At 60.6% G+C, this 25784-nt stretch carries 28 protein-coding genes and 1 tRNA gene; 21 read left to right on the top strand and 8 right to left on the bottom strand.

All coding sequences use genetic code 11. The features are described from left to right. Positions 1-6: 6 nt before the first annotated feature. The gene (gene phoB / locus Q5Y75_RS03155; protein WP_306194253.1) at positions 7-696 is read left to right on the top strand and encodes a phosphate regulon transcriptional regulator PhoB; all 690 of its coding nucleotides are present in this window, start codon (positions 7-9) and stop codon (positions 694-696) included. Positions 697-700: 4 nt separating this feature from the next. On the opposite strand, the gene Q5Y75_RS03150 is transcribed toward phoB, so the two are convergent. Next, positions 701-1609: a LysR family transcriptional regulator gene (locus tag Q5Y75_RS03150; protein ID WP_306194251.1), complete on the bottom strand. Its 909-nt coding sequence runs from the start codon at positions 1607-1609 to the stop codon at positions 701-703. 95 nt (positions 1610-1704) lie between these two features. Between Q5Y75_RS03150 and Q5Y75_RS03145 the strand changes: the two genes are divergently transcribed. Next, positions 1705-2934 carry an acyl-CoA dehydrogenase gene (locus tag Q5Y75_RS03145; protein WP_306194249.1) on the top strand — a complete coding sequence of 410 codons (1230 nt, stop codon included), beginning with the start codon at positions 1705-1707 and terminating at the stop codon, positions 2932-2934. Between the two features lie 459 nt (positions 2935-3393). Here Q5Y75_RS03145 and Q5Y75_RS03140 read toward each other — a convergent pair. Beyond that, positions 3394-3483 (bottom strand) — tRNA-Ser (locus Q5Y75_RS03140). 132 nt (positions 3484-3615) lie between these two features. Here Q5Y75_RS03140 and Q5Y75_RS03135 point away from each other — a divergent pair. From Q5Y75_RS03135 to Q5Y75_RS03090, 10 genes are all read left to right on the top strand, one after another. Continuing rightward, positions 3616-4458 carry a DUF2059 domain-containing protein gene (locus Q5Y75_RS03135; protein ID WP_306194247.1) on the top strand — a complete coding sequence of 281 codons (843 nt, stop codon included), beginning with the start codon at positions 3616-3618 and terminating at the stop codon, positions 4456-4458. Beyond that, the gene (locus Q5Y75_RS03130) at positions 4458-5267 is read left to right on the top strand and encodes a DUF2059 domain-containing protein (protein WP_306194244.1); all 810 of its coding nucleotides are present in this window, start codon (positions 4458-4460) and stop codon (positions 5265-5267) included. The genes Q5Y75_RS03135 and Q5Y75_RS03130 overlap by 1 nt, the downstream gene beginning before the upstream one ends. A gap of 228 nt (positions 5268-5495) precedes the next feature. Next, the gene (locus Q5Y75_RS03125; RefSeq protein WP_306194242.1) at positions 5496-6110 is read left to right on the top strand and encodes a 50S ribosomal protein L21; all 615 of its coding nucleotides are present in this window, start codon (positions 5496-5498) and stop codon (positions 6108-6110) included. A gap of 11 nt (positions 6111-6121) precedes the next feature. Next, complete coding sequence (gene rpmA, locus Q5Y75_RS03120) at positions 6122-6391, top strand: 50S ribosomal protein L27 (RefSeq protein WP_136442474.1); 270 nt, start codon at positions 6122-6124, stop codon at positions 6389-6391. Positions 6392-6470: 79 nt separating this feature from the next. After that, on the top strand, positions 6471-6974 hold the full coding sequence (locus tag Q5Y75_RS03115) for a GNAT family N-acetyltransferase (protein WP_306194239.1): 504 nt from the start codon (positions 6471-6473) through the stop codon (positions 6972-6974). Then, complete coding sequence (locus Q5Y75_RS03110; RefSeq protein ID WP_306194236.1) at positions 6971-7579, top strand: LysE family translocator; 609 nt, start codon at positions 6971-6973, stop codon at positions 7577-7579. Before Q5Y75_RS03115 ends, Q5Y75_RS03110 begins: the two co-directional genes overlap by 4 nt. Next, complete coding sequence (locus Q5Y75_RS03105) at positions 7576-8112, top strand: GNAT family N-acetyltransferase (RefSeq protein WP_306194234.1); 537 nt, start codon at positions 7576-7578, stop codon at positions 8110-8112. The genes Q5Y75_RS03110 and Q5Y75_RS03105 overlap by 4 nt, the downstream gene beginning before the upstream one ends. A gap of 37 nt (positions 8113-8149) precedes the next feature. Beyond that, positions 8150-9184 (top strand): GTPase ObgE, encoded by a 1035-nt coding sequence (gene obgE / locus Q5Y75_RS03100; RefSeq protein WP_306194231.1) that lies wholly within the window; start codon positions 8150-8152, stop codon positions 9182-9184. Then, entirely contained in the window at positions 9172-10278 is a 1107-nt protein-coding gene (gene proB, locus Q5Y75_RS03095; RefSeq protein WP_306194229.1) for a glutamate 5-kinase, read from the top strand. Before obgE ends, proB begins: the two co-directional genes overlap by 13 nt. A gap of 49 nt (positions 10279-10327) precedes the next feature. Continuing rightward, positions 10328-11590, top strand: a complete 1263-nt coding sequence (locus Q5Y75_RS03090) for a glutamate-5-semialdehyde dehydrogenase (RefSeq protein WP_306194227.1) — start codon at positions 10328-10330, stop codon at positions 11588-11590. 4 nt (positions 11591-11594) lie between these two features. Here Q5Y75_RS03090 and Q5Y75_RS03085 read toward each other — a convergent pair whose 3' ends face one another. Next, on the bottom strand, positions 11595-12191 hold the full coding sequence (locus Q5Y75_RS03085) for a histidine phosphotransferase family protein (protein ID WP_306194225.1): 597 nt from the start codon (positions 12189-12191) through the stop codon (positions 11595-11597). 48 nt (positions 12192-12239) lie between these two features. Here Q5Y75_RS03085 and Q5Y75_RS03080 point away from each other — a divergent pair, with 48 nt between their 5' ends. The 5 genes from Q5Y75_RS03080 (at position 12240) to tsf (ending at position 16038) form a co-directional block, all read left to right on the top strand. Continuing rightward, positions 12240-12422, top strand: a complete 183-nt coding sequence (locus Q5Y75_RS03080) for a DUF3553 domain-containing protein (RefSeq protein WP_306194223.1) — start codon at positions 12240-12242, stop codon at positions 12420-12422. Between the two features lie 98 nt (positions 12423-12520). Further along, positions 12521-13285 carry an L-ornithine N(alpha)-acyltransferase gene (gene olsB, locus Q5Y75_RS03075; protein ID WP_306194221.1) on the top strand — a complete coding sequence of 255 codons (765 nt, stop codon included), beginning with the start codon at positions 12521-12523 and terminating at the stop codon, positions 13283-13285. Next, positions 13282-14118 carry a lyso-ornithine lipid O-acyltransferase gene (olsA, locus tag Q5Y75_RS03070; protein WP_306194218.1) on the top strand — a complete coding sequence of 279 codons (837 nt, stop codon included), beginning with the start codon at positions 13282-13284 and terminating at the stop codon, positions 14116-14118. The genes olsB and olsA overlap by 4 nt, the downstream gene beginning before the upstream one ends. 178 nt (positions 14119-14296) lie before the next feature. Beyond that, positions 14297-15085: a 30S ribosomal protein S2 gene (gene rpsB, locus Q5Y75_RS03065; protein ID WP_306194216.1), complete on the top strand. Its 789-nt coding sequence runs from the start codon at positions 14297-14299 to the stop codon at positions 15083-15085. A 77-nt stretch (positions 15086-15162) separates the two neighbouring features. Continuing rightward, positions 15163-16038, top strand: coding sequence for a translation elongation factor Ts (gene tsf / locus Q5Y75_RS03060; protein ID WP_306194213.1), 876 nt, complete (start codon positions 15163-15165; stop codon positions 16036-16038). Positions 16039-16443: 405 nt separating this feature from the next. On the opposite strand, the gene Q5Y75_RS03055 is transcribed toward tsf, so the two are convergent. The 3 genes from Q5Y75_RS03055 to Q5Y75_RS03045 form a co-directional block, all read right to left on the bottom strand. Further along, entirely contained in the window at positions 16444-17199 is a 756-nt protein-coding gene (locus Q5Y75_RS03055) for a LuxR family transcriptional regulator (RefSeq protein ID WP_306194211.1), read from the bottom strand. Further along, complete coding sequence (aroQ, locus tag Q5Y75_RS03050) at positions 17196-17645, bottom strand: type II 3-dehydroquinate dehydratase (protein WP_306194209.1); 450 nt, start codon at positions 17643-17645, stop codon at positions 17196-17198. Before aroQ ends, Q5Y75_RS03055 begins: the two co-directional genes overlap by 4 nt. 363 nt (positions 17646-18008) lie before the next feature. Beyond that, a complete protein-coding gene (locus Q5Y75_RS03045) occupies positions 18009-19013 on the bottom strand; it encodes an NADPH:quinone oxidoreductase family protein (protein ID WP_306194207.1) in 1005 nt (334 codons plus the stop codon). A gap of 137 nt (positions 19014-19150) precedes the next feature. Here Q5Y75_RS03045 and Q5Y75_RS03040 point away from each other — a divergent pair, with 137 nt between their 5' ends. Both Q5Y75_RS03040 and Q5Y75_RS03035 read left to right on the top strand, forming a co-directional pair. Beyond that, positions 19151-19972, top strand: coding sequence for an SDR family oxidoreductase (locus Q5Y75_RS03040; RefSeq protein ID WP_306195682.1), 822 nt, complete (start codon positions 19151-19153; stop codon positions 19970-19972). A 40-nt stretch (positions 19973-20012) separates the two neighbouring features. After that, on the top strand, positions 20013-21041 hold the full coding sequence (locus Q5Y75_RS03035; protein WP_306194205.1) for a phosphotransferase family protein: 1029 nt from the start codon (positions 20013-20015) through the stop codon (positions 21039-21041). Here Q5Y75_RS03035 and Q5Y75_RS03030 read toward each other — a convergent pair. After that, complete coding sequence (locus Q5Y75_RS03030; RefSeq protein WP_306194204.1) at positions 21038-21802, bottom strand: SDR family NAD(P)-dependent oxidoreductase; 765 nt, start codon at positions 21800-21802, stop codon at positions 21038-21040. The two genes, Q5Y75_RS03035 and Q5Y75_RS03030, sit on opposite strands and share 4 nt — an antisense overlap. A 676-nt stretch (positions 21803-22478) precedes the next feature. Here Q5Y75_RS03030 and Q5Y75_RS03025 point away from each other — a divergent pair. Beyond that, complete coding sequence (locus Q5Y75_RS03025; protein WP_306194202.1) at positions 22479-23135, top strand: PAS domain-containing protein; 657 nt, start codon at positions 22479-22481, stop codon at positions 23133-23135. A 48-nt stretch (positions 23136-23183) separates the two neighbouring features. Here Q5Y75_RS03025 and Q5Y75_RS03020 read toward each other — a convergent pair whose 3' ends face one another. Then, positions 23184-24554, bottom strand: a complete 1371-nt coding sequence (locus tag Q5Y75_RS03020) for a class II 3-deoxy-7-phosphoheptulonate synthase (protein WP_306194199.1) — start codon at positions 24552-24554, stop codon at positions 23184-23186. Positions 24555-24728: 174 nt separating this feature from the next. On the opposite strand from Q5Y75_RS03020, the gene Q5Y75_RS03015 reads away from it, so the two are divergent. Then, positions 24729-25733 carry a GlxA family transcriptional regulator gene (locus tag Q5Y75_RS03015; RefSeq protein ID WP_306194197.1) on the top strand — a complete coding sequence of 335 codons (1005 nt, stop codon included), beginning with the start codon at positions 24729-24731 and terminating at the stop codon, positions 25731-25733. Positions 25734-25784 lie beyond the last annotated feature (51 nt).

The raw sequence follows: 25784 nt of genomic DNA, 5'->3' as shown, positions 1-25784 counted from the left end.
CAGGAAATGGCCGCTGCACAACCAACCGTTCTGGTGGTCGAGGATGAACCGGCGCAACGCGAAGTGCTGGGTTATAATCTGGAGGCCGAAGGGTTTCGTGTCGTCAAGGCCGAGAATGGCGAAGACGCGCTGCTGCTGGTGGAAGAGGACAATCCCGACATCATCGTTCTGGACTGGATGATGCCCAATCTCAGCGGGATCGAGGTCTGCCGCAGGCTCAAGATTCGCCCTGATACGCGGGGCATCCCGGTCATCATGCTCTCGGCCCGCTCCGAGGAGGTCGACAAGGTGCGGGGCTTGGAAACCGGAGCGGATGACTATGTGGTCAAACCTTATTCCGTCGCCGAGCTGATGGCCCGCGTGCGCACCCAGCTGCGCCGCGTGCGCCCCTCGACCGTCGGGTTGCGGCTGGAATTCGAAGATATCGTGCTGGATGCCGAAACCCATAAGGTCAGCCGCTCAGAACAGCCGCTGAAGCTGGGCCCGACCGAGTTTCGTCTATTGAGTACCTTCATGGAAAAGCCAGGCCGGGTCTGGAGCCGCGAACAGTTACTCGACCGGGTCTGGGGCCGCGACATCTATGTGGATACCCGGACGGTGGATGTGCATATCGGGCGTCTGCGCAAAGCTCTGACCCAGCATGGCGGCGATGACCCGGTCCGCACGGTGCGCGGCGCGGGATACGCTCTGGGCTGACAATCTAGCGCGGCAGATCATCCTCGGGCTGGGCGCGCTGCGCCAGCCAGTCGCGGAATTGCCGCAAAACCGGGTCCTCGGAGCCGGATTTGGGCCAGACCAGATAATAGGCACCGTTGGCTTCGACCGAATGGTCATGAACCGGAACCAACCGCCCGGTCGCCAGTTCCTGCTCGACCAGGTATTCCGGCATCAGGGCCACACCAAGCCCGTGCAGGGCGGCCTGTGTGATGGTCGAGAACTGATCATAGATCATGCCGGGCAGGGGCGGTGACACCGCAACGCCCACGCGCGCAAACCAGTCCTGCCAGGCATTGGGCCGGGTCTGGATATGCAACAGCGGCAGTTTCAACAGGTCCGTCGGGTCATCGGGGGGTGTTGCGATCAGAGTGGGGGCCGCCACCGGCACGACGCGCTCGGTCTTCAGCAAAAGCGCCTCGGTACTGCGCCAATCCGGTTGACCGAAATGTATCGCCGCATCAAAGGGTTCCACGTCAAAGCTGAACGGACTGAGCTGGGTCGACAGGTTGATCGTTATGTCGGGATGCAGATGGGTGAATTCGGGCAATCTGGGCACCAGCCAGCGCATCCCGAATGTGGGCAGGATCGCGAGGGTCAGGCTGCCGCCCGTAGGCTGCACCTGCAATTGGATCGACGCCTGCGCAATCTGGTTCAGGGCCGCGCGAATCTCGACCACATAGTCGGCGGCTGCCGAGGTCAGCGACAGACGCTTCTTGTCGCGCCGGATCAGCGTGACGCCCAATTGCTCTTCCAGACCCTGAAGCTGGCGCGAGATGGCGCTCTGCGTCAGGGCCATTTCCTCGGCTACGGCCGAGGCCGAGCCGAGACGGTCAAGCGCCTCCAGCGCGCGCAACGCGGACAGGGACGGGATCAGACGGCGGGCAGGGGTCATCTATGCGAAAATCTCACGTATCGATGCGGTTTTATCGCTGTTTTTTGCGTCCTGCGCACGTTATTTTTACCCTAGCCCTGCATAGGAGACCTGCCATGAACGCCCCTGTTGCCAAACCGACCCTGAAAGCCAAGGACGCGCCAGATCTGGGGCCGTTCAACTGGGAAGACCCGCTGCGGCTGCAGGACCAGCTGACCGAAGACGAGCGCATGATCGCCCAAAGCGCCCAGGCTTACGCGCAGGAGAAACTGCAACCGCGCGTGACCGAAGCGTTTCAATCCGAGGTCACCGATCCCGCGATCTTTCGCGAGATGGGTGAGATGGGGCTGCTGGGCATCACCATCCCGGAAGAATATGGCGGGCTGGGCGCGGGCTATGTGTCTTATGGGCTGGTCGCGCGCGAGATCGAACGGGTGGATAGCGGCTATCGCTCGATGATGTCGGTGCAAAGCTCGCTGGTGATGTATCCGATCTATGCCTATGGCAGCGAAACACAGCGCCAGAAATACCTGCCAAAGCTCGCCAGCGGTGAGTATATCGGGTGTTTCGGCCTGACTGAGCCAGACGCGGGCTCTGACCCAGCGGGCATGAAGACCCGCGCCGAGAAGATCGAGGGTGGCTATCGTCTGACAGGCACCAAGATGTGGATTTCCAACGCACCGATCGCGGATGTCTTTGTGGTCTGGGCCAAATCCGATGCCCATGACGGCAAGATTCGTGGTTTCGTGCTGGACAAGGGCTTGCCGGGCCTGAGCGCGCCGAAGATCGCCAACAAGATGTCCCTGCGTGCCTCCATCACCGGCGAGATCGTGATGGACGGAGTCGAGGTCGGCGAAGACGCGTTGTTGGCCCATGTGCAGGGCCTCAAGGGGCCGTTCGGGTGTTTGAACCGCGCGCGCTATGGCATCTCGTGGGGTGTGATGGGCGCGGCCGAGGCCTGCTGGCTTGGTGCGCGGCAATACGGGCTGGACCGCAAGCAATTCAACAAACCCCTGGCGCAAACGCAGCTGTTCCAGCGCAAACTGGCCGATATGCAGACCGAGATCGCGCTGGGTCTGCAGGCCAGCCTGCGGGTCGGGCGACTGTTGGATGAGGCCAATGCTGCACCCGAGATGATCTCGATCATCAAGCGCAACAATTGCGGCAAGGCGTTGGAGATCGCCCGCCATGCCCGCGACATGCATGGCGGCAACGGGATCAGCCTCGAATTCCAGGTGATCCGCCACATGGTGAATTTGGAAACGGTCAACACCTATGAAGGCACCCATGACGTCCATGCGCTGATCCTGGGGCGCGCGCAAACCGGATTGCAGGCGTTTTATTGAGCGTGAGGGTCGGTTGGGCCCAAACGCATGCTGAAGCGCCGCCTGTGATTTGTCCCTTTACGTCAGACGGTTCTGAATTTCCAACGGGCTCTGTCGTATCTCGAATTGGCTATGCGTCTTGCCAGCGATGGCCCAATCGATGATCGAAATTCCGGAACCAGGTTTCCGCTATCTGCTCATGGTTGGCCACAAATTCTGTTACTGCGTTGCAGCGCGGCAGGTCTGGCTGCGGCTTGTGCTACGCAGAGAGCATGGCCAGAAAGATATCAGCCGGAGACAGCCTCAGCTCAGAAACTGATGCTCTCACGACAAGATTTGAACCCAAGAGATGGCATAGTTGGTGCAATTGAAACCCGAAATGTTGTCTTAGTATGACATGTTTCGGCTGCGCAAAGCGTCTTATCGGCGTCCCTCGAGGGAGCGGTAGACCTGGAAATATCATTTATTTCTGATGGTTAGTGGCGGAGAGACAGGGATTCGAACCCTGGGTGGGCTTGCACCCACAACGGTTTTCGAGACCGCCCCGTTCGACCACTCCGGCACCTCTCCGCGGGGGTCTGTGAAGCGGGGATGTAGTCAGGAACGACACAGGGTGCAAGCAGAAATTTTCGAAAAACACACTCGCGAAGTTATCACCCGAAATTGATTGCCCGTCTACGGAAATGGATTAGGCTTGGGGGCATGCTGAGACGAGTTTTTACACCGCCGGTCTTTATGGCCCTGATCGCAGCCCTGATCCTCTGGACGACACCCGCAGCGCAAGCTGCGGATCGGACGCGGGTCGAGGCATTTCTTGCAACCACCGGATTTGACGTGGCTTTGGACAGTATCGCGCTGTCCTCCTCCTCGGCCCCTGAGATGCTGGGGTTCGATCCCGGCGAGTTTGGGTCCGAGTGGACACGCCTGACCAACGAGGTTTTTGATACCGAGGTGATGCGCAGCATCGCGCTCGACATCCTGGAACAGACCCTGAGCGACGAGGCGCTGACCCATGCGGTCGAGTTTTACGCCAGCAATCTGGGCCAGCGTCTGGTCGAGGCTGAAAACGCCTCGCATATGATCGAGGATGACGGTGCCAAGCGCGACGCGGGCGAGGCGCTGGTGGCGCAATGGGTCGCGGACGGATCGCACCGGGTCGAAACGCTCAAGCGGATGAACATGGCCATCGACTCCACCGGCACCTCGCTGCGGGCGCTGCAGGAAATCCAGTACCGGTTTCTGTTGGCGGCCAGCGCGGCAGGAGTGGTCGATCTGCGCCTTGATCCTGGCGATCTGCGCGAAATGCTGAAAAACAACGAAACCGAACTGCGGCTGGCCCTGCAACGCTCGGCCCTGGCGGGGGCCGCCTATACCTATCAGGAGTTCTCGGACGAGGATGTGCTGGCCTATACCGAGGCGCTGGAACAGCCGCTGATGCAGGAAGTGTACGAGTTGCTCAATGCTGTGCAGTACGAGATCATGGCCAATCGGTTCGAAGTGCTGGCTGCGCGTATGGCCGATCTGCGCCCTTCGCAGGAATTGTGATGCGCCGGGTGGCGGCAATCCTGGCCTCCGCCATGCTGCTGGCGGTTCCGGCAGAGGCGGAGGAATCGCTGGACGAGTTGATGGGTGCCATGCGGCTGGACGAGGTCGTCACAATCCTTGTCGATGAAGGTCATCGCTATGCCGCGACACTGAACACCGACATGCTGGATGGCGATGCAGGCAGCTATTTCTTCAAAAAGGTCGATGACATCTATGCGCCGGAGCAGATGGTGCAGACCATGCGCGACACCATCCGCGAAGAGCTGAACCCGGAACAGATTTCCGAGGCGGCGGTGTTTTTCAGCAGTGATCTGGGACAGACCATCATCTCGCTGGAAAACTCTGCCCGGCGAGCACTGAGCGACCCTGCGGTCGAAGAGATGGCGCAGGAAAGCGCAAAATTGATGGACCGTGAGGGTGACCGGTTTCACCTGATCGAAGAATATATCGAGGTCAACGAACTGGTCGTGCGCAATGTCGAGGGCACGTTGAGCTCCGATTTCAGCTTCTTTAAGGGCATGGGCTCGGTTCAGGAAACGCACTCCGATGACCGCGCCTTGCTGGCAGAACTGTTTTCCCAGCGCGAAGAAATGGAAAGCGAGACGCGGGACTGGCTGCATGGCTTCCTGGTGCTGGCCTATCAGCCGCTCTCTGATGCACAGATGCGCGAGAATATCGCTTTTTCCGCCTCCGAGACGGGGCAGGCGCTCAACCAAGCGCTGTTCGTGGGCTTTGACCGCATCTATGACCGGATCTCGTTCGAGCTGGGCGAGGCGGTAGGATTCGCGATGCAATCCAGCGATCTCTGAAAAGGGCCAGAGATCACTGAAAAAGGATTGACATCTGAGCCTGATCCATCAATAAGCGCCCATCCCGGCCCGGTATTCCGCGCCGGGTTTCGTTATCATTGGTCCCTTTGGGACCGCAAATCCGCCCGAATAAAGGGCGCGCTGTTCGAAGGTGGCCCTGCCTGAAACGGGGGGTCGCAAACGCCCGCACCGGGGACCACAGAACGCGGTAAAGAAAAGGAAACTCGCATGTTCGCGGTTCTCAAGACCGGCGGCAAGCAATACAAGGTTCAGGCGGGCGACATCCTGCGCGTCGAAAAACTTGCTGCTGATGCCGGCGAAACAGTTCAATTCAACGAAGTTCTGATGCTGGGCGGTGACGCACCGGTTGTTGGTGCGCCTTTTGTGGACGGTGCTGCCGTTCAGGCCGAGGTCATCGACCAGATCAAGGGTGAAAAGCTCATCCACTTCGTCAAGCGCCGCCGCAAGCACAGCTCGCAGCGCACCAAAGGTCACCGTCAAAAGCTGACGCTGGTCAAGATCACCGACATTCTGGCCGCTGGCGCAGACAAGTCGGGCATCAAGGCTGCAACCGGTTCCGCACCTGCAGGCGCTGCTGCGCCCGCCGCAAAACCGGCCAAGAAGGCTGAGGCACAAGCCGAAGCGCCTGCCGCAGCCGCTGCAGCGGATGATCTGACCAAGCTGACCGGCGTTGGCCCTGCCGCCGCCAAGAAGCTGGCCGAGGCCGGTATCGAGAGCTTTGCCGCGCTGGCCGCCTTGTCGGACGAGCAGATTGCTGCTATCGACAGCGTCAAAGTGAAACCCGAATGGGTTGAGCAGGCCAAAGAACTGGCCAAAGGCTAAGGAGAGAGAGAATGGCACATAAAAAAGCTGGCGGTTCCTCCCGTAACGGTCGCGACTCTGCGGGTCGTCGCCTTGGCGTGAAACTCTATGGTGGCCAGGCGGCTATCCCGGGCAACATCATCGTGCGTCAGCGCGGTACCAAGTTCTGGCCGGGCGAAGGCGTGGGCATGGGCAAGGATCACACGATCTTTGCAACCGTTGACGGCGCCGTGACCTTCCACAAGGGCCTCAAGGGCCGCACCTTTATTTCGGTCCTGCCAGTAGCGGAGGCCGCCGAGTAAGCCGGAACCCAAAAAGGTTTAACAAAATCAGGGGATCGGCAGAAATGCCGGTCCCTTTCTCGTTTTCAGGAGCGGTCCCATGACCGACGTGATCAAAACCGAACGCCTTGTCCTGCGCCGCTTCCGGCGTGGCGATGCAGGTGACGTGGTCGCGTTGGCTAATGATCTGGAGGTGGCACGCTGGCTAAGCGAGATGCCACATCCCTATACGCATGATCACGCGGTCGCGTTTCTGGAGAACTTCGCCTGCGCGACGCCCACCTGTTTTGCAATGACAAAGGATTATGAGTTGATCGGCTGCATCTTGACCGATCGGCATCTGGGGTACTGGATCGGGCGCCCGTTCTGGGGGCAGGGCCATGCCAGCGAGGCCGCCCGCGCCATGGTCGATTGGCATTTTAACGCGGGCGGCAATGATCTGCCCTCGGCTTATCACCTGGGCAACGACCGTTCCGGCGCGGTTCTGACCAAGCTTGGCTTTCGCCCGACCGACCAGCGCAGGATCACTGTGGTTTCCACCGGTACGGATGTGACGGTCCAGGACATGATGCTGAGCCGCGACGATTGGGAGGCCCTGCAATGAGCGTCGCGGCGGGCTCTTTCCTGATCTTTGCCGCCAGCCAGGTCGGCACGCCGGGACCGGCCAACATGGTGCTGCTGGGCACCGGTGCGCGCTATGGGTTCCGGGCGGCCTTGCCTTTCGTCGCGGGCGTGATCGCGGGTAAACAGCTGATCATCTGGCCGGTTGGCTTTGGCCTGATGCAGCTGGCGGATCAGGCACCCATTGTGTTCGCGACGTTGAAATACGCCTCGGCCGCCTATATCTGCTGGTTGGCGTGGAAGGTCGCGAACCTGCGCTTGGCACCAGGACAGGCGGAGCAGGCCGCGCCGGGATTTCTGCCCGGTCTGATCGTCCATCCGCTTAACCCCAAGGCCTGGGCCATGATCGTGGCCGGGTTTACCGGCTTTGTCGCCCCAGGATCGTCACCATTCTGGTCTACGCTCACAATCGCTCTTTGTTTGTTGAGTTGCCAGGTGATCCTGCACCCGATCTGGACCTTCGCCGGGGACCGGATCGCGCATAGCGTTGCAGGACGCCCGGCGGAGAAATATCTGATGTGGACATTGGCGGTGCTCACCGTCGCATCCGTCCTGTTTGTGCTGTTCGGAGGAGGGGCGCACATATGAAATTTGATACCATCATCAATCAGCCGGTCATTGAAACCGAGCGCTTTGTCCTGCGCCGGTTGCGGCGCTCGGATATGGGGCTGATCGAGCATTACGCCAGCGACAAGCGGGTCGCCTTCATGACCCAGTCGGTGCCGCACCCGATTCCGCCGGGTTTGGTTGAATCCTTCGTGACCCGCTCCATGTCCGAGGACCGGGACGAGGATGTCTGGGCGATTGACGGCACCAAGGATGGCGGCCCTGAGCTGATGGGGCTGATCTCGCTGGAGCGGATGGACCGCAACCAGTCCGAGATCGGCTATTGGGTCGCGCCGGTCTTCTGGAACACCGGCATCGCTTCGCTTGCTGTTGAGGCGCTGGTCGAGAGTAACCCGCTGGACAACGACACGATGTTTGCCAGCGTGTTTCAGGACAACCCGGCCTCGGCGCGGGTGCTGACCCGCTGCGGCTTTGAATATCTGGGCGATGCGGAAAATTTCTCGGTGGCGCGCGATGCAAATGTGCCCACCTGGACCTATAGCCGAAAACTCTGACTTGAGGCCAATGGGGCCTTTGCATTAGGGGACGTATATGAAATTTCTCGATCTCGCAAAGGTCTATATCCGGTCCGGTGGTGGCGGTGGCGGCTGTGTCAGCTTCCGCCGCGAAAAGTTCATCGAATATGGTGGGCCGGATGGCGGTGATGGCGGCAAGGGTGGCTCGGTCTGGGCCGAGGCGGTGCAGGGGCTGAACACGCTCATCGATTTCCGCTATCAGCAGCATTTCTTCGCCAAGAACGGCCAGCCCGGCAAGGGCCAGCAGCGCACCGGCAAGGATGGCGACGATATCGTGCTGCGCGTTCCCGTCGGCACCGAGATCCTCGATGAGGATGAAGAGACGGTGATCGCCGATCTGACCGAGGTTGGTCAGCGCGTGCAGCTTGCGCGCGGCGGCAATGGCGGTTTCGGCAACCTGCATTTCAAATCCGCCACCAACCAGGCCCCGCGCCGCGCCAATCCGGGGCAGGAGGGGGTTGAGCGCACGCTCTGGCTGCGGCTGAAGCTGATCGCCGATGTGGGCCTGCTGGGCCTGCCTAATGCGGGTAAGTCCACCTTTCTGGCGGCCACTTCCAACGCGCGGCCCAAGATCGCCGATTACCCCTTCACCACGCTGCATCCCAATCTGGGCGTTGTCGGTGTGGACAATGTGGAATTTGTCGTGGCCGACATTCCCGGCCTGATCGCGGGGGCGCATGAGGGCCGTGGAATCGGCGACCGGTTTCTGGGCCATGTGGAACGCTGTGCCGTACTGCTGCATCTGGTCGATGGCACTTCTGACACCGTGGTCGAAGATTACCACACCATCATCCACGAGCTTGAGGCCTATGGCGGGCATCTGGCTGACAAAACCCGCGTGACAGTGCTGAACAAGGTCGATGCGCTGGACGCGGAGCAGCGCGAAGAGGCCGCGCAGGCCTTGCGCGAGGCATCGGGCGGCCCGGTGATGCTGATGTCCGGCGTGGCTCGCGAGGGCGTGACCGAGGTGTTGCGGGCCCTGCGCAGCCAGATCGATGCCGACCGTCTGCTCCACAAACCCGTGGAGGAGGCGCAGCCTTGGCAACCCTGAGCGCGGCGAAAAGGGTCGTCGTCAAGATCGGCTCGGCCCTGCTGGTGGATCGTGCCAGCGGCGCGCTGCGCGCCGGTTGGCTGCATTCGCTGGCGCAGGACGTGGCCTGGCTGAAAGGGCAGGGGGCGGATGTCATTCTGGTTTCGTCCGGCTCCATCGCGCTGGGGCGCGGCGTGCTTGGTCTGAATGGCGATACTCTGGCGCTGGAACAATCGCAGGCCGCGGCCGCTGTTGGCCAGATTCGGCTGGCCCGCGCCTATGAAGAGGCGCTGACGCCTTACGAGATCAAGACCGCACAGGTGCTGGTCACGCTGGAGGACAGCGCCGACCGCCGCCGCTACCTGAACTCGCGCGCGACGCTGGAGACCCTGCTGGGGTTGGGCGTGGTGCCGATCGTCAATGAAAACGACACGATCGCGACGGACGAAATCCGCTATGGCGACAATGACCGGCTCGCGGCGCAGGTGGCTGTTACCGTGGGCGCGGATCAGTTGATCCTGCTGTCGGATGTGGACGGGTTCTATTCCGCCAACCCTGCCGAGGACCCCACTGCCACACGCTATGACGTGATCGAACGCATCACGCCCGAGATCGAGCGCATGGCGGGCGATGCGGGATCGGGTCTGTCGAAAGGCGGCATGAAGACCAAGCTGATGGCGGCGCAGATGGCGACGGCGGCGGGCTGTGCAATGGCGATCACCGAAGGATCGCCAGATAACCCGCTGAAAAAGCTTGAAAATGGTGCCGCGCGGACCTGGTTCACCGCCACGCTTGATCCGCAGGCCGCCCGCAAACGTTGGATCGCGGCGATGAAGCCGCGCGGCGAAATTCTGGTGGATGCCGGAGCGGCCAGGGCGTTGTCCAACGGCAAGAGCCTGTTGCCCGCCGGGATCGTCGAAGTCGTGGGCGATTTCGGGCGGGGTGATCCGGTCGCCATTCTCGGACCCAAGGCGCACCGGCTGGGCCAGGGCCTCAGCCGCTACACCGCGCAGGAGGCTGACGCCATCAAGGGGCGCAAATCCTCCGAGATCGAAGCGACGCTGGGCTATCCCGGTCGGGCGGCGTTGATTCACCGGGACGATATGGCGCTATGAGGCGTATCCCTGCTAAAGACAAACAAAGACCTGACCAAAGGCGCATGTGATGAAAGACCTCGACAACATTCCCGCCCTGATGGCTGATATCGGCGCCCGCGCCAAAGCAGCCTCTGCCGAGCTGGCTTTTGCCAGCGCCGAACGCAAGCACGCCGCGCTGATCGGCGCTGCCGAAGCGGTCTGGGCCCGCCGGGCCGAGATCATCGCAGCCAATGCCAAGGATCTGGACCATGGCCGCGACAAGGGTCTGAGCCCGGCGATGATGGACCGGCTGATGCTGGACGAGGACCGCATTTGCGGCATGGTCGACGGATTGCGCACGGTGGCCGAACAACCCGACCCTGTTGGTGAGGTGCTGGCCGAATGGGACATGCCCTCTGGCCTGCATATCCGCCGGGTGCGCACGCCTTTGGGCGTGATCGGGGTAATCTATGAAAGCCGCCCCAACGTGACCGCAGATGCCGGCGCGCTGTGCCTGAAATCGGGCAATGCGGTGATCCTGCGCGGCGGGTCAGAGAGCTTTCACTCCTCCGGTGCGATCCATGCCTGTCTGGTGGACGGGCTGAAATCGGCAAACCTGCCCGAGGACGCAATCCAGCTTGTGCCCACCCGTGACCGCGCGGCGGTACAGGAATTGTTGACCATGACCGACAGTGTCGACGTGATCGTGCCGCGCGGCGGCAAGGGGCTGGTCGGCCTCGTGCAGCGTGAAGCGCGGGTGCCGGTTTTTGCCCATCTCGAAGGCATCGTACATATCTATATCGACAAGGATGCCGACCCGAAAAAGGCGCGTGAGGTGGTGATGAACGCCAAAACGCGGCGCACCGGAATTTGCGGCGCTGCCGAATGCCTGCTGGTGCATCAGGATATCATTGATGGCATCGGGCATGACACCATCGCCGCGCTGTTGCAGGCGGGCGTTGACGTGCATGCCGAGGGCGCGCTTGCGCAGGAAGGAACCTCATCCGCCACCGAGGAGGATTGGGGTAGGGAATTCCTCGACATGATCATCGCGGCCAAACCGGTGGCCGACGTCGATGAGGCCATCGCACATATCCGCACCTATGGCTCAAACCACACCGATTGCATCATAACCGAGGATGATGCGGCAGCGGCGCGGTTCTTTGAACGGCTCGACAGTGCGATCCTGATGCGCAACGCCTCGACCCAGTTCGCCGATGGTGGCGAGTTCGGCATGGGCGCCGAGATCGGGATCGCCACCGGCAAGATGCACGCGCGCGGGCCGGTGGGCGCGGCGCAGCTGACCAGTTTCAAATATCTGGTTGAAGGCGACGGAACCGTCCGGTCCTGAGCTCTCAGAACCGGATGGTGATCTGGGTCTCGTCCGAGGTCACCTCGACCCGGCTACCCAATTCGGCGGCTGCAGCGGGCAGCATTGCGAACTGAACCAGCGCAGGCGTGATTTCGGCCCCGGCGGAGGGATTGCTCAGCGTTTCCCAGATATTGGGGTCCAGTGACAGGGCGGGGCCGGTTGCGGTCACGCTCCGGCGTCCATCGGCTTGATCGAAACGCACCTGCCCGCCCTGGGGCAAGGAAGTTTCGCAGCACTGAAAGGCCAGAAAGGCCAGCCGCACAGCGGTGCGCGGACAGGGATCTTCGCAATGCCATTCTGCGGTGACGCGCGCGCCCCGGTTCACCTCTTTCAGGACCGCGTTGATCTCCGTCGCGCCCAGCATCTGCGCCCCGGCGATCCCATAAGCGATGCGAAAGAACTGAATGCGCGCGCCGGCGCTGCCGACACTGTCGGTGATCAAATCCATCTCGGGGCCGCTGGGTGCGCCTGTCATTTCAAGCAGTTCCAGCCCATTGTTGATCGCACCGATGGGGCTGATCAGATCATGACAGATACGCGACCCGATCAGGGTTGCCAGGTTGACGGTGCTTTCGCCCATGCGCTACCTCCGGTAAATCGCTTTCTTACATACCAGACAGGGGCCGACATGTCTGATCTGAACGCTATCCTTGCACCGGGCATGTTCGTGCGCCACCCCGATTACCCCGATTGGGGCATTGGACAGGTGCAGTCCAATATCGGCGGCAAGATAACCGTGAATTTTCCCGATCAAGGGAAAGTGGTGATCGACGGCACGCGCATCGCCCTGATGCCCGTCTTTGATCCATGAAATAGGTTTACGAATGGTTAATCCGGCCTCGGTTGCAATCGTTGATTGAGATGCGGTATCAGCGCTGAAACCCACGCTTTATTTGAGATTTGCGCCCCATGCCGGATAGCGGACCGAGCTTTACAGTCAGACTGGCCGACAGTGACGCCGATCTGCGCGCCGCGCAGCGGTTGCGTTATGATGTTTTCGTGCGCGAGCTGGGCGGCGGCGGGGAGATGGTCGATCACGAGCGGGGGCTGGAACAGGACCGATTCGATCCGTTCTACGACCATATGCTGATCTCGGATGACAGCACGGGTGAGGTGGTCGGTGTCTATCGCCTGCTGCGCGATGATCGGGCCAAGAAAGTGGGCCAGTTTTATTCCGAGGATGAGTACGATCTGAGCGTGCTGCGCCAAAGCGGGCGCAAGCTGCTGGAACTGGGCCGCTCGTGCCTGCATGCCGATTACCGGGGCGGGGCGGCGATGTATCACCTGTGGAACGGGCTGTCGGAGTATGTGTCCGATCACGACATCGAGGTTCTGTTCGGCGTGGCAAGCTTTCACGGCACTGACATGAGCGCCCTGGCGCAACCGCTGTCGATGCTGCATCACAACCATCTGGCACCGCCCGAGCTGCGGGTCCGTGCCCAGCCCGCGCATTTTCAGTCGATGGATCTGGTCGCGCCCGATCAGTTGGACCGGCGCGCCGCGATGGTGCAGGTGCCGGCGCTGATCAAGGCCTATCTGCGGCTGGGCGGCTTCGTGGGCGAGGGAGCGTTTATCGACCATGCCTTCAACACCACCGATATCTGTCTGGTGCTGGACACGACGCGCCTCAACGCCCGGCAGCGGCGCATCTATGGCGGGGATCGCACCCCATGAGCGCCACGTGGCAGGGTGATGATGCGCCTGATCCGCTGCGGATCGGAGTGATCGGCTGGGGGCTTGTGGCCCTGCGCGGGCTCTCTCTAGCGGTGCTGGTGTTTGGTGGCCTGCTGATCCTGTTGCTCTTGCGGTTGTTTGAACGACCGATATTCGGCACGCGCCGACCGGTGACGCCCTACATCACGCAATTCGTCTGCCGCAACGCATTCCGCATTCTGGGAATGGGGTTCCACACGCGCGGCGCGCTGATGACCGAGCGGGGCGCGGTTGTGGCCAATCACAGCTCATGGCTGGATATCTTTGCGCTGAACGCCCGCAAACGCATCTATTTCGTGTCCAAGGCCGAAGTGGCGAAATGGCCCGGCATCGGCTGGCTGGCCCGCGCAACCGGCACCGTGTTCATCGAGCGGGATCGCCGCAAGGCGCGCGAGCAGACCGAGATGTTCGAACGCCGTTTGAAGGCGGGGCACAAGCTGCTGTTTTTTCCCGAGGGCACCTCGACCGACGGGCAACGGGTGCTGCCCTTCAAGACCACGCTTTTTGCCGCCTTCTTTACCGAGCAATTGCGCGAGTTCATGTATGTGCAGCCGGTCTCGGTCGTGTTTCATGCGCCCAAAGGCCTGCCGGACCGGTTCTATGGCTGGTGGGGCGAGATGGAATTCGGCCCGCATCTGCTGAAAACACTGGCCGCCTGGCCGCAAGGACGTGTGGAACTGATCTATCATCCGCCGGTGAAAGTCAGCGACTTTGCCGACCGCAAGGCGCTGGCGGCTTATTGCGAAAACGCCGTGCGGCAGGGGCATGTCGAGATGCGTCAGATTTCGATCTGAGTTTCCTCTTTTGAGTGAAGTTTCAACTTGCAGTGTGAATTTCCCTGCACTATACGCGCGCCATTAACCCACAGGCGGGGTTTTGGCCTGTTCAGGAGAGACATCCCTGACAGACCCCCGGTTGGAGCATCCGCTCTGCACCCCCGTCGAGGATCGAAACCGGAAAGGATACTTGAGCATGGCTCTTCCTGAGTTCTCCATGCGTCAGCTGCTCGAAGCTGGCGTTCACTTTGGCCACCAGACCCAGCGCTGGAACCCGCGCATGGGTCCGTTCATCTACGGCTCGCGCAACGGCATCCACATCATGGACCTGACGCAGACCGTACCGATGCTGGACCAGGCCCTGCAGGCCATCCGTGACACCGTCGCCAAGGGCGGCCGCGTGTTGTTCGTCGGCACCAAGCGTCAGGCGGCGCAGCCGATCGCCGAAGCCGCCGAGAAGTCGGCGCAGTATTACATGAACCACCGCTGGCTGGGCGGCACGCTGACCAACTGGAAAACCGTGTCCCAGTCGATCAACCGTCTGCGTCAGATCGACGAGACCATGGAAGGCGGCGCCGAAGGCCTGACCAAGAAAGAGCGTCTTGGCATGGAGCGCGACCAGCAGAAGCTGCAGGCCTCGCTGGGCGGCATCCGCGAGATGGGCGGCACACCCGACCTGCTCTTCGTCATCGACGTCAAGAAAGAAGCGCTGGCCATCGCCGAAGCCAACAAGCTGGGTATCCCGGTTGTGGCTGTGGTTGACACCAACTGCTCGCCCGATGGTGTTGATTACATCATCCCCGGCAACGACGACGCCGCACGCGCGATCTCGCTGTACTGCGATCTGGCCGCCCGCGCCGCGCTGGACGGTATGACCGCTCAGCTGGGCAGCGCAGGTGTTGATCTGGGCGCGATGGAAGAGGCGCCGGTCGAAGAAGCTGTCGCTGAAGAAGCTCCTGCAGCGGAAACGCCTGCCGAAGCCTGATCCGACCGTCATCGGAATGACATGAGGGGCAGGGTATGACCTGCCCCAAACCGTTTTGAATTGAGGAGAGCCAAGAGATGGCAATCACAGCAGCAATGGTGAAAGAACTGCGCGACAGCACGGGCGCAGGCATGATGGACGCCAAGAAGGCGCTGACCGAGACTGAAGGCAACATGGATGAGGCCGTCGACTGGCTGCGTACCAAGGGTCTGGCGAAAGCTGCAAAGAAATCGGGCCGTACCGCTGCCGAAGGTCTGGTGGCCGTTGTTGTTGACGGTGGCACCGGTGTTGCGGTCGAAGTGAACTCGGAGACCGACTTTGTCGGCAAGAATGCCGAGTTCCAGGAAATGGTCGGCAAGATCGCCTTTGCGGCGCTGGGTGTTGACGATGTCGACGCGCTGAAAGCGGCGGACCTGGGTGGCAAGACCGTGGCCGACACGCTGACCGACAAGATCGCCACCATCGGCGAGAACATGTCCGTGCGCCGCATGGCCAAGCTGGAAGGCGACACCGTTGTAAGCTACGTGCACAACGCGGCAACCGGCGGTATGGGCAAGATTGGTGTTCTGGTCGCGCTGAACGGTGGCGACGCTGCCATCGGCAAGCAGGTTGCAATGCACATTGCCGCCGCCAACCCGGCAGCGCTGTCCGAGGCCGATATGGACCCGGCAGTTGTCGAGAAGGAAAAGCAGGTTCAGATGGACATCGCCCGCGAATCCGGCAAGCCGGAGCAGGTGATCGAAAAGATGATCATCGGTCGGATGAAGAAATTCGTCGCTGAATCGACCCTGCTGAACCAGGCCTTTGTTGTGAACCCCGACCTGACCGTCGAAGCCGCCGCCAAAGAAGCGGGCGCAACCATCACCGGTTTCGTGCGTCTGGAAGTCGGCGAAGGCATCGAAGTTGAAAAAGAAGACTTCGCAGCCGAGGTGGCCAAGGCCGCTCAGGGCTGAAGCAGCCTCCGTGAGGATCTGAGGATCGGGTAGCCTGATCCTCTCCAAAGCCCTAAAACCGGCCTCCCAGGGTGGCCGGTTTTTTTGCGCCGCGCAGGATGCCTTCATATGCAGCCCGCACGGTTGCTTTCGGCACGTATTTTCAAGGGTATTTGGAAGAGGGGCCCCAGTTCAATGGGGATGGACGGAGCCCCTCATAAGCTCCGAAGCGGATGCGGACTATACACACCCGACTCCGGACAGGTTAGAGAGCCCTGAAATCACAGGGATCATATCCCAATGTCCCTTGGCTAAAGCCACCACTCACGGAACGTAAACATATTGCTAAAATATGTGTCATTACGAAAGTAATGGATTCCTTACCTTACGTAAACTTGACGCGGGTAAAGAAATATCGCCCAAATCCTATGCTTCGACCACAAACATCTGGTTGTGTAACGCGGCTTTCAGAACCGCCTGGGCCGTGGTTTCCACGGCCAGGGATTCCCGCGCAAGGCGCAGGTGTTTTTCGACCGTTGCCGATGTCAGCCCCATCAGAACGGCGATATCCTGAATGGTCTTGCCATCGCCAACCCATTCCAGTGCCTCGCGCTGCCGTTTGGTCAGCGCGCGGTTGGGGGCGGTGTAGGGCAGGGTGAGGATCTTGAGATGCGCGATGTTGTTCATCAACAGCACTTCGCGGCCCTTTTCGGCCCAAAGCGCATCAACCTCGTCCTGCGACAAATCGGATTGGGCGCACAGTGATATCGCGCCTTTGGACCGCATCGAGACCGAGTTGAAACTAATCGTATACCCGACCGTTACACCCTTACTGGCATTGAATTCATGGACCTTGCGGGCGTTCTTGGACACGCCGCGCCCGTTCATCAACTCTTCGATCATGCGCCAGCTGCCCGCACCTTCGTTCTCAAGCGCCCAATGCAGCATCGGTGCGTGAAAATAGAGACCCGAATGCAGAAACCCGTCGATATAATCCTGATCATGGTTGGTCAGAATGACGAAATCTTCGGGATCACCCAGCGATGTGGCCGTGCGGTATTGGGTATAGCCATATAGCAGCCGGTCAAAACCATAATTGGCCATCTGGGCTGAATGGCCGGCCCAGAGTTCTTCGAGTGTCTTCGTGTAACTGATGAACTCAAGATATTCGATCAGCTTCATTCCGGCCGTCCCCCACGGATATGCGCGGCCAGCGCATCCAGCGCCAGAATATAGCTGTCAGCCCCGAAACCGCTGATCTGGCCGATCGCGACCTTTGCGATATAGGAGCTGTGGCGGAACGCCTCGCGCGCATGGATGTTGGACAGGTGCACCTCGACAACCGGCAACTCGACCGAGGCGATCGCATCCATCAGTGCAATCGACGTATGGGTATAGGCCCCGGCATTGAGAACGATCCCGTCCTGCGTGCCGCGCGCCTCGTGGATCAGGTCGATCAGAGCGCCTTCGTGATTGCTCTGAGCGCAGGTGACGCTCACCCCGATCCCCGCGCCGTGACGCGTGCAGGCGTCCTCAACCATCGCGAGAGTGGTTGAGCCATAAACCTCGGGCTGCCTCGTGCCCAGAAGATTGAGGTTCGGACCATTCAGAACCAGAATATTCGCCATATCAAATGTCCCCATTCATAAAACCAATAAGCGCGTTGCGCCCTGCTTGTCCAGAGACGGCACGCGCAGGCGCCCGAAGGTCGGTCGGTTCGTCCGGCAGGCGCAAAAACGAGATGTCAAAATCAACTTAGGGCTGAAATTTCCTTATTTTCATTGGATAAATCACGTTAGCTGCAGATATACCGCAGCCAATGCGTGTGCGCTCCTAAATCCGAGAAACCTCATTCAGGGCATGAACACGCCGAAAGTTGATTGCGCCAGCGGTGTCAGAATGTCGCAGCAAGCAACAATGCGCCCGCTTTGCGGGCGACTTGCACCGGGCAAATGAGCCTTTTGCTTATTTTTTGAGCACGCTTGGCGGGATCATTCCGGTTCGTCCGTGAGGATCACAACTTTGCCCATCACCTTGCGGTCCTGCATAAGGTTCAGTGCGTCTGCCACATCGGGCAGGGGAAAGCGGGCGCTGATCGGTGGGGCGATCGCACCCTCGGCATAGAGGGTAAACAGCGCCTTCATATTGGCGGCATGCCCTTGCGGGTCACGCCGCACCGCATCCCCCCAAAACACGCCGACGATCTGGCCCCCCTTCAGCAGCGGCAGGTTCAACGGCAGGCTGGGAATTCCAGCCGGGAACCCCACAACCAGATAGCGCCCCTGCCACGCCATGGCCCGTAGCGCCGGTTCGGCATAATCTCCGCCCACGGCGTCATAGACCACATCCGCGCCGCTATGGCCGGTCAGCGATTTGATCTCATTTGACAGCGCTTTCTGAGCGTCGCGATCCATGTGTTTGGCATAGATTAGGGTCTCATCCGCGCCGAGAGAGGTGCAGAACTCGGCTTTCTCCTGAGACGAGACCGCGGCAATCACACGCGCACCCGCAGCTTTGCCCAACTCAATCGCAGCAGAGCCGACGCCGCCCGCCGCGCCAAGGATCAGCAGCGTTTCACCCGGCTTGATCGCCGCTCGATCATGCAAGGCATGGTAAGAGGTGCCATAGGTGAAGATGAACGCCGCCGCCACGTCATAGGGCATCGCCTTTGGCAGCGGAACCAGCGCTAGGGCGGTGATAACCGCATGGGTGGCAAACCCGCCATAGCCAGTCAACGCCAGCACCCGGTCGCCCGGTTTGACGTTGGAAACGCCCTCGCCGCAACTCAGAACCTCGCCAGCGATCTCGCCGCCGGGAGCGAAGGGGCGGCGCGGCTTCATCTGATAGAGATCGCGTATGATCAGCGTGTCAGGGTAGTTGACGCCCGCCGCCTGCACGCGCACCAGCACCTGTCCCTTGCCCGGTTCGGGATCGGGCAGGTCAGTCAGTTCCAGTGTTTCCGGGCCGCCCGGCTCGGTGCTCAGCATGGCTTTCATCGGGGTCTCGCTCTTGTGATTTCGTCTGGCTCTGCGGGGTGACGCAAAGTCGTTCAGGCAAATGTTGTTTATCGTGCCCCCCGATGCAATGGTTCATTGACACCGACCCGAGTATCGCAGGAATCCCGATGACCGATCTGAGCCCAAAGACCCTGTTCTCGCTGCATGGCAAGACCGCCCTTGTGACCGGAGGGGCTACCGGTATCGGTCGCATGGCCGCCCAAGGCTTGATCGAGGCTGGCGCGCGGGTCCTTATCGCGTCGCGCAAGGCCGACGCCTGCCGGGCTGTGGCCGATGAGTTGAACGCGATCGGGGCCGAGGGCAGCGTAGAGGGATTTGGCGGTGATGTCGGCTCGGCCGACGGTCTTTCGGCCCTTGCGGAAGAGATTAAGAGTCGAACGGACAGGATTGATATTATTATGAATAATTCTGGGACAAGTTGGGGAGCCCCGCTGGAAGAGTTCCCGTATGACGCCTGGCAAAGCGTCATGGCCGTCAATGTTGCCGGGCCGTTCGAACTGACCCGCCAGTTGCTGCCCCTGTTGCGCGCCGCGGCAAGTCCCGAGGACCCGGCACGGATCGTGAATGTCGGCTCGGTCATGGGCGAGGTTCCGATGGGTGACGGGGCTTATAGCTATGCGGCGTCGAAATCCGCCATCATCCACATGACGCGGATCCTGGCCAAGGAGTTGGCCCATGAGCATATCACCGCAAATGCGCTTGCACCGGGGCCGTTTGTCTCGCGCATGACCGCGTTTGCAACAGCAGACCCCAAGACCCGCGATAAGGTCGGCAAATCGGTTCCACTGGGCCGCGTTGGCCGCGATGAGGATATCGCCGCCGCGATGCAGTTCCTGTGCGGCCCCGGTGGCGGTTATGTGACAGGGGCGATCATTCCGGTCTCCGGCGGCATCAACGTGATGTCCGGGCAGAACATCTTTGCCGCCGCATTCGAATGAGCCAACCTTGCGACGCTGAACAAACGCGAAAGATGAGCCCATGACCAACGAGGCACAATCCATTGATCTGCAGGCCGTTGATGCCTATCTGTCCGAGCGGCTGCCCAGTTACGCAGGGCCGCTGACGGCTCAGAAGTTCGAAACCGGGCAATCCAACCCGACCTTCCTGCTGCAAACACCTGAAAAGAAATATGTTCTGCGTCGCAAGCCGCCGGGCGCGCTGCTGAAATCGGCCCATGCGGTCGACCGTGAATTCCGGGTTCAGAGGGCGCTGCAAGGCAGTGATGTTCCGGTCGCGGCGATGCATGTTCTATGTCAGAATGATGCGGTGATCGGCTCGGATTTCTACGTCATGGAACATATCGAGGGGCGCATATTTTCCGATCCGACCATGCCGAAGGAAACGCCCGAGGCGCGCGCCGCGATCCTTGACGAGATGAACCGCGTACTCGCGGCGTTGCACGGTGTCGATATCGAGCGGGCAGGGCTGTCGGATTATGGCCCCGAGGGGAATTACTTCGAACGTCAGATCGCCCGTTGGACCAAGCAATACCGCGCCTCGGAAACCCATGACATTCCGGGCATGAACGCCTTGATCGCGGCATTGCCCAAGGCGATGCCACCTGATGACTGCCAACGGACGCTGGTGCATGGGGACTACCGGATCGACAATCTGATCTACGCACCAGAGGGCAGCGCATGTCTGGCGGTCCTAGATTGGGAGTTGTCCACCATCGGTCATCCTTATGCCGATCTGGCTGCCGTCATCATGCAATGGCAGATGCCGCCGGGCCGGGAAGGGCGGGGATTGGCGGGCATCGATCGCGCGGCCCTTGGTCTGCCCACGGATGCCGCATTCGTGGCGCGCTATTGCGAGAGGCGCGGCTTGCCGGGGATCGATCGGTTCGGCTTTTACCTGTCATTCACGTTTTTCCGTATGGCTGGAATCCTGCAAGGTGTCGCAAAAAGGGCGCAGGACGGCAATGCATCGAACCCGGAACATGCCGCAAAATTAGGACTTTACGTTCCACTCTTCGCGCAACATGGACTGGAGGCGCTGGACCGTTAGAGGCCGAATTGCCGCTTCAGCTTGCGCATGCCGCCAAGCCATCGTTCATAATTGGCGCCTTTGAGGGCGACATAATCCCGAACCTGCGGGTGCGGAAGCACAAGAAATTCTTCCTTTTCAATGGCTTCCATGCAGGATTTCGCAACAGTTTCTGGAGATATTATGCCATCCAGACTGGCGATTGACGCTTCATTCCCCTGGATCATATCGGTCTGTACGGCCTGCGGACACAGGACCGAAACGCCGATGCCCTGATCGTGATACTCGATATGCAACCACTCTGCCAATCCAATCGCAGCATGTTTGGTCACCCCGTAGGGCGCAGCACCAATCTGGTTCAACAAGCCAGCCGCCGACGCCGTGTTCAGAAGGTAACCACCACCGCGTTCGATCATGCGCGGGACCACGTGACGCGCAGCCCAGACATGCGACATCACGTTGATTTCCCATGTCTTTTGCCAATCCGCATCGCTGACTTCGACACCGCCCAGTGTCAGGATACCCGCATTGGAACAGAAGATATCAATTCCGCCGGTCTGGTCTTCGGTTTCCTCGACCAGTCGCGCGACCTCGGCCTCGTTGCGCAGGTCAGCAGCAAATGCGATGCCATCAACATCACGCGCGACGTCTTCAACGTCCTGCGCCTGCAAATCCGTGCAGACAACTTTCGCTGCGCCGTGCTCGGCAAATGCCTTTGCCAGCGCACGTCCAATCCCACCAGCAGCACCGGTAACGACGATCACTCGATCTTTGATGTTCATATCATGCTCAGTTCATTTACCATAATACCAATTATACATATTATCACTCATGGTGATACGCGCTACTTTCAAGTGCGGGTCCTGTTAGAAACCAAAGGGTTATCTAACGGAAGGATCATGGCATGGGCGCCGTATATTCACAACTAAGCCCAGAAGAAAGCCTCAGGATTAATTGCTGACAGCGTGCGAAGGTCCGCGTTCGCGAGATGGCGCAGGTTCCGAAGCGCTCAACAGAAGTCTTCTCGGAGTTCTGGCTAGCCGAAATGCTATGGATACACCGCAGGATACCTGAACAGGTTGGCAATCGGATGATCTATGAAGATGCGAGGTTGAGGCCTGTCGGGAGACGATTTATCGCCGAATTTGCTCTGATGACGGAGCCGGGCAAGCCCCCTACCCTTGGAGACAATGAAAGCCGGATCCGCAAGCGACATGCAACGCACTGCGCGTCCCGATTTTGCCCCTTCTGTATAAGCCCCAGCGAGGAAAGACAGCCCATGACAGGGGGCGTTGAGCGTTAGAATTCCCCGTCGCGCAAAGCAGCTTCGTTAACCAGTCGTTAAAGAATTGATCCAAAATTGAAGCAAATCATGTCAGTATAAGAGACAGCAGAGGTTTCGCGGGGTGATCCATCCCCACATGAAGCCGGACATGAGACCGCAAGAGGAGCATATCGATGAAACCGCTGGCCGGACCGGACAAGATCTCGGACAAGGGCGCAAAAATTTTCGCGCTCGACAGTTTCCGGCCCCGCTCCAGCCTGTCGCCGCTGCGTCAGGCCGAGGCCTATTGGGCGGCGCTGCGCGAAGGGGATGGGGTCCCCAAGCGGGCGGCGATCGATCCGCGCGGGCTGTCCAACCTGCTGCAATATGCCTTCATTCTGGAACGTGTGGCCCCGGGTGTGGCCCGCTTCCGGCTGGCCGGGCAGCACCTCACGCAGCTGATGGAAATGGAAGTGTCGGGCATCCCGCTGACTGCGCTTTTTGCAGGGTCCGACCGGCAGGCGGTGAGTGACCATCTGAGCCGCCTTTTCGATGGTCCCGCCATTGTGGAACTGACACTCAACGGCCAGCGCCGTTTTGGGCGCAAGACGCCCGGGGCGCGGATGATCCTGCTGCCCCTGCGCAGTGAATGTGGCAGAATTGACCGGGCGCTGGGGGTGGTCGTGTCAGACGATGACGCTGACCGGAATATCGGCCAGTTGCGCATCGAGGCCGCACATCATCGGGCGGTCGACCCGGATTTTGAGCCTGCACCGCGCCCGGATGCCACGTCGCCGCTGCACCCGCGCGCACGCGCCGGGGTCCGTCTGGTTTCGGTTGACGAGACATGAAAAAGGCGGGCGCATTGCCCGCCTTGTCCATTTTCTCAGTCGCTTGGCTCAGCTGGCCGCGCGCTTGCTGCCGTTGCGGCGACGCTGGGACAATTCCTCGGCTACGAGGAAAGCCAGTTCCAGCGACTGGTTGGCATTCAAGCGCGGATCGCAGGCGGTGTGATAGCGGTCGCTCAGATCCTCTTCGGTGACGGCGCGTACGCCGCCGGTGCATTCGGTCACATCCTGACCGGTCATCTCGAAATGCACGCCACCGGGGATGGTGCCCTCGGCCTGATGCACCGCGAAGAAGTCGCGTACCTCACCCAGAACCGCGTTGAAGGGCCGCGTCTTGTAACCAGTGGCCGATTTGATCGTGTTGCCATGCATCGGGTCGCAGACCCAGGTCACGGTTGCGCCCTCTTCTTTCACCGCGTTGATCAGACGCGGCAGATGCTCGCCCACCTTGCCCGCCCCGAATCGCGCGATCAGGGTCAGGCGCCCCTCTTTGTTCTCCGGGTTCAGCTTGGCCATCAGCACCTTGAGGTCTTCAGGCGTCGTGGTGGGGCCGCATTTCAGACCGATCGGGTTCAGCACGCCGCGCGCAAATTCCACATGCGCCCCGTCGGGCTGACGGGTGCGGTCGCCGATCCAGATCATGTGCCCTGAGCCAGCCAGCCAGTTGCCGGAGGTCGAATCAAGCCGCGTCAGCGCCTCTTCATATTCCAGCAGCAGGCCTTCGTGGCTGGTGTAGAACTCCACCGATTGCAGCGTGTGGGCGGCGTCATTGGTGACACCGGCGGCTTTCATGAAGTCCAGCGTGTCGGTGATCCGGTTGGCCACCTCGCGATAGGCCTCGGCCTTTTCGCTTTCGGTGAAGCCCAGCGTCCAAGCATGGACCTGATGCACATCCGCGTAACCCCCGGTCGAAAAAGCCCGGATCAGGTTCAGCGTCGCCGCTGCCTGCGTGTAGGCCTGCAGCATCTTCTTGGGATCAGGAATGCGCGCTTCGGGCGTGAAATCCAGCTCGTTGATGATGTCACCGCGGTAGCTGGGCAGTTCCACGCCATCCACCGTTTCGGTCGGCGCACTGCGCGGCTTGGCGAACTGGCCGGCCATGCGGCCAACTTTCACCACCGGCACCTTGGCGCCATAGGTCAGCACCATCGCCATCTGCAGCATCACCTTGAACGTGTCGCGAATCCCATCGGCGCTGAATTGCTCGAAGCTTTCGGCGCAATCGCCCCCCTGCAGCAGGAACGCCTCGCCCCGGCCAGCCGCGCCGATATGCTGTTTCAGCCGCCGCGCCTCGCCCGCAAAGACCAGCGGAGGATATTTCGCAAGCTGCGCCTCAACCGCAGCCAGGGCCGCCGGATCGGTATAGTCGGGCATCTGAACCCGAGGCTTGTTGCGCCAGTCGGTTTTTTGCCACTCACTCATAGCTTTTCGTCTCCGCTAAGAACTGTTCAGGAGGCTTCTATACAAAAAGCCTGAAACAGAGGCCATACGTGATTTGAAGCCCTTGACGCGACAATTTACGTCAGAGCATGGTGCTGCGCACGCCACCCTGTTCGGCACCCTCCGAAACAGGCGCCAGTTTGGGAAGATCCTGGAATGAAAGAGCAACGCCAAGTTGTCGATGTGGACACCGAATCCACAAAACCGAAGCATTATGTCTTTGTCCTGCTGAACAAGTTCTCCGTCCTGTCGTTTGCCTCTGCCCTGGACAGTCTGAGAATCGCCAATCGCATGTCGGGTCGTGAGCTCTATAGCTGGAGCCTGATTGGCGAAGGTGGGGATCTGGCGCATTGCTCGGCTGGCACCAGTTTCAAGCTGGCCGGCGATCTGGGCGAGCTGTCGCGCGATGATACGGTGCTGATCTGCGGCGGCGTCGACGTGCAGCAGGCCACCACCAAGCGCCTGCTCAGCTGGTTGCGCCGCGAAGCGCGCAAGGGCATCAAGATCGGCGGGCTTTGCACCGGGGCCTTTACGCTGGCCAAGGCGGGTTTGCTGGATGGCAAGCGCGCCACCATCCATTGGGAAAACTCCGACAGTTTTACCGAGGAATTCGACGAGGTCGAGTTGACCAAATCCGTCTTTCTGATCGATGGCAATCGGATGACGACCGCGGGCGGTACTTCCTCCATCGATCTGATGCTGAAGATCATCGCCGATGATTTTGGCGAGGAACTGGCCAATGCCGTGGCCGATCAGATGATCTATTCCACCATCCGCACCGATCAGGACACCCAGCGCCTGTCGGTGCCCACCCGCATCGGCGTGCGCCACCCCAAGCTGAGCCAGGTGATCCAGATGATGGAGCGCAATATCGAGGAACCGATAAGCCCCTCGATCTTGGCAAAGGATGTGGGCATGTCTACGCGCCAGCTTGAACGGTTGTTCCGCCGTTACCTGAACCGCAGCCCCAAGCGGTATTATATGGAGCTGCGCCTGCAAAAGGCACGCAATCTGCTGATGCAGACCGACATGACGGTGATCAACGTGGCACTGGCTTGCGGCTTCGCCTCGCCCAGCCATTTTTCAAAATGCTATCGCGCGCATTACAACACCACGCCTTACCGTGAGCGTGGCGCGCAAGCCGGGCGCACATCGGATTAGGCCGCGCCTCACAAGCATGGCCGACAGGGCCGGGCTTGTGCCAGAGATTTG

This window comes from Ruegeria discodermiae (assembly GCF_030758345.1).
GTDB lineage: Bacteria > Pseudomonadota > Alphaproteobacteria > Rhodobacterales > Rhodobacteraceae > Ruegeria_C.
This window is presented reverse-complemented; position numbering and strand designations above follow the sequence as displayed.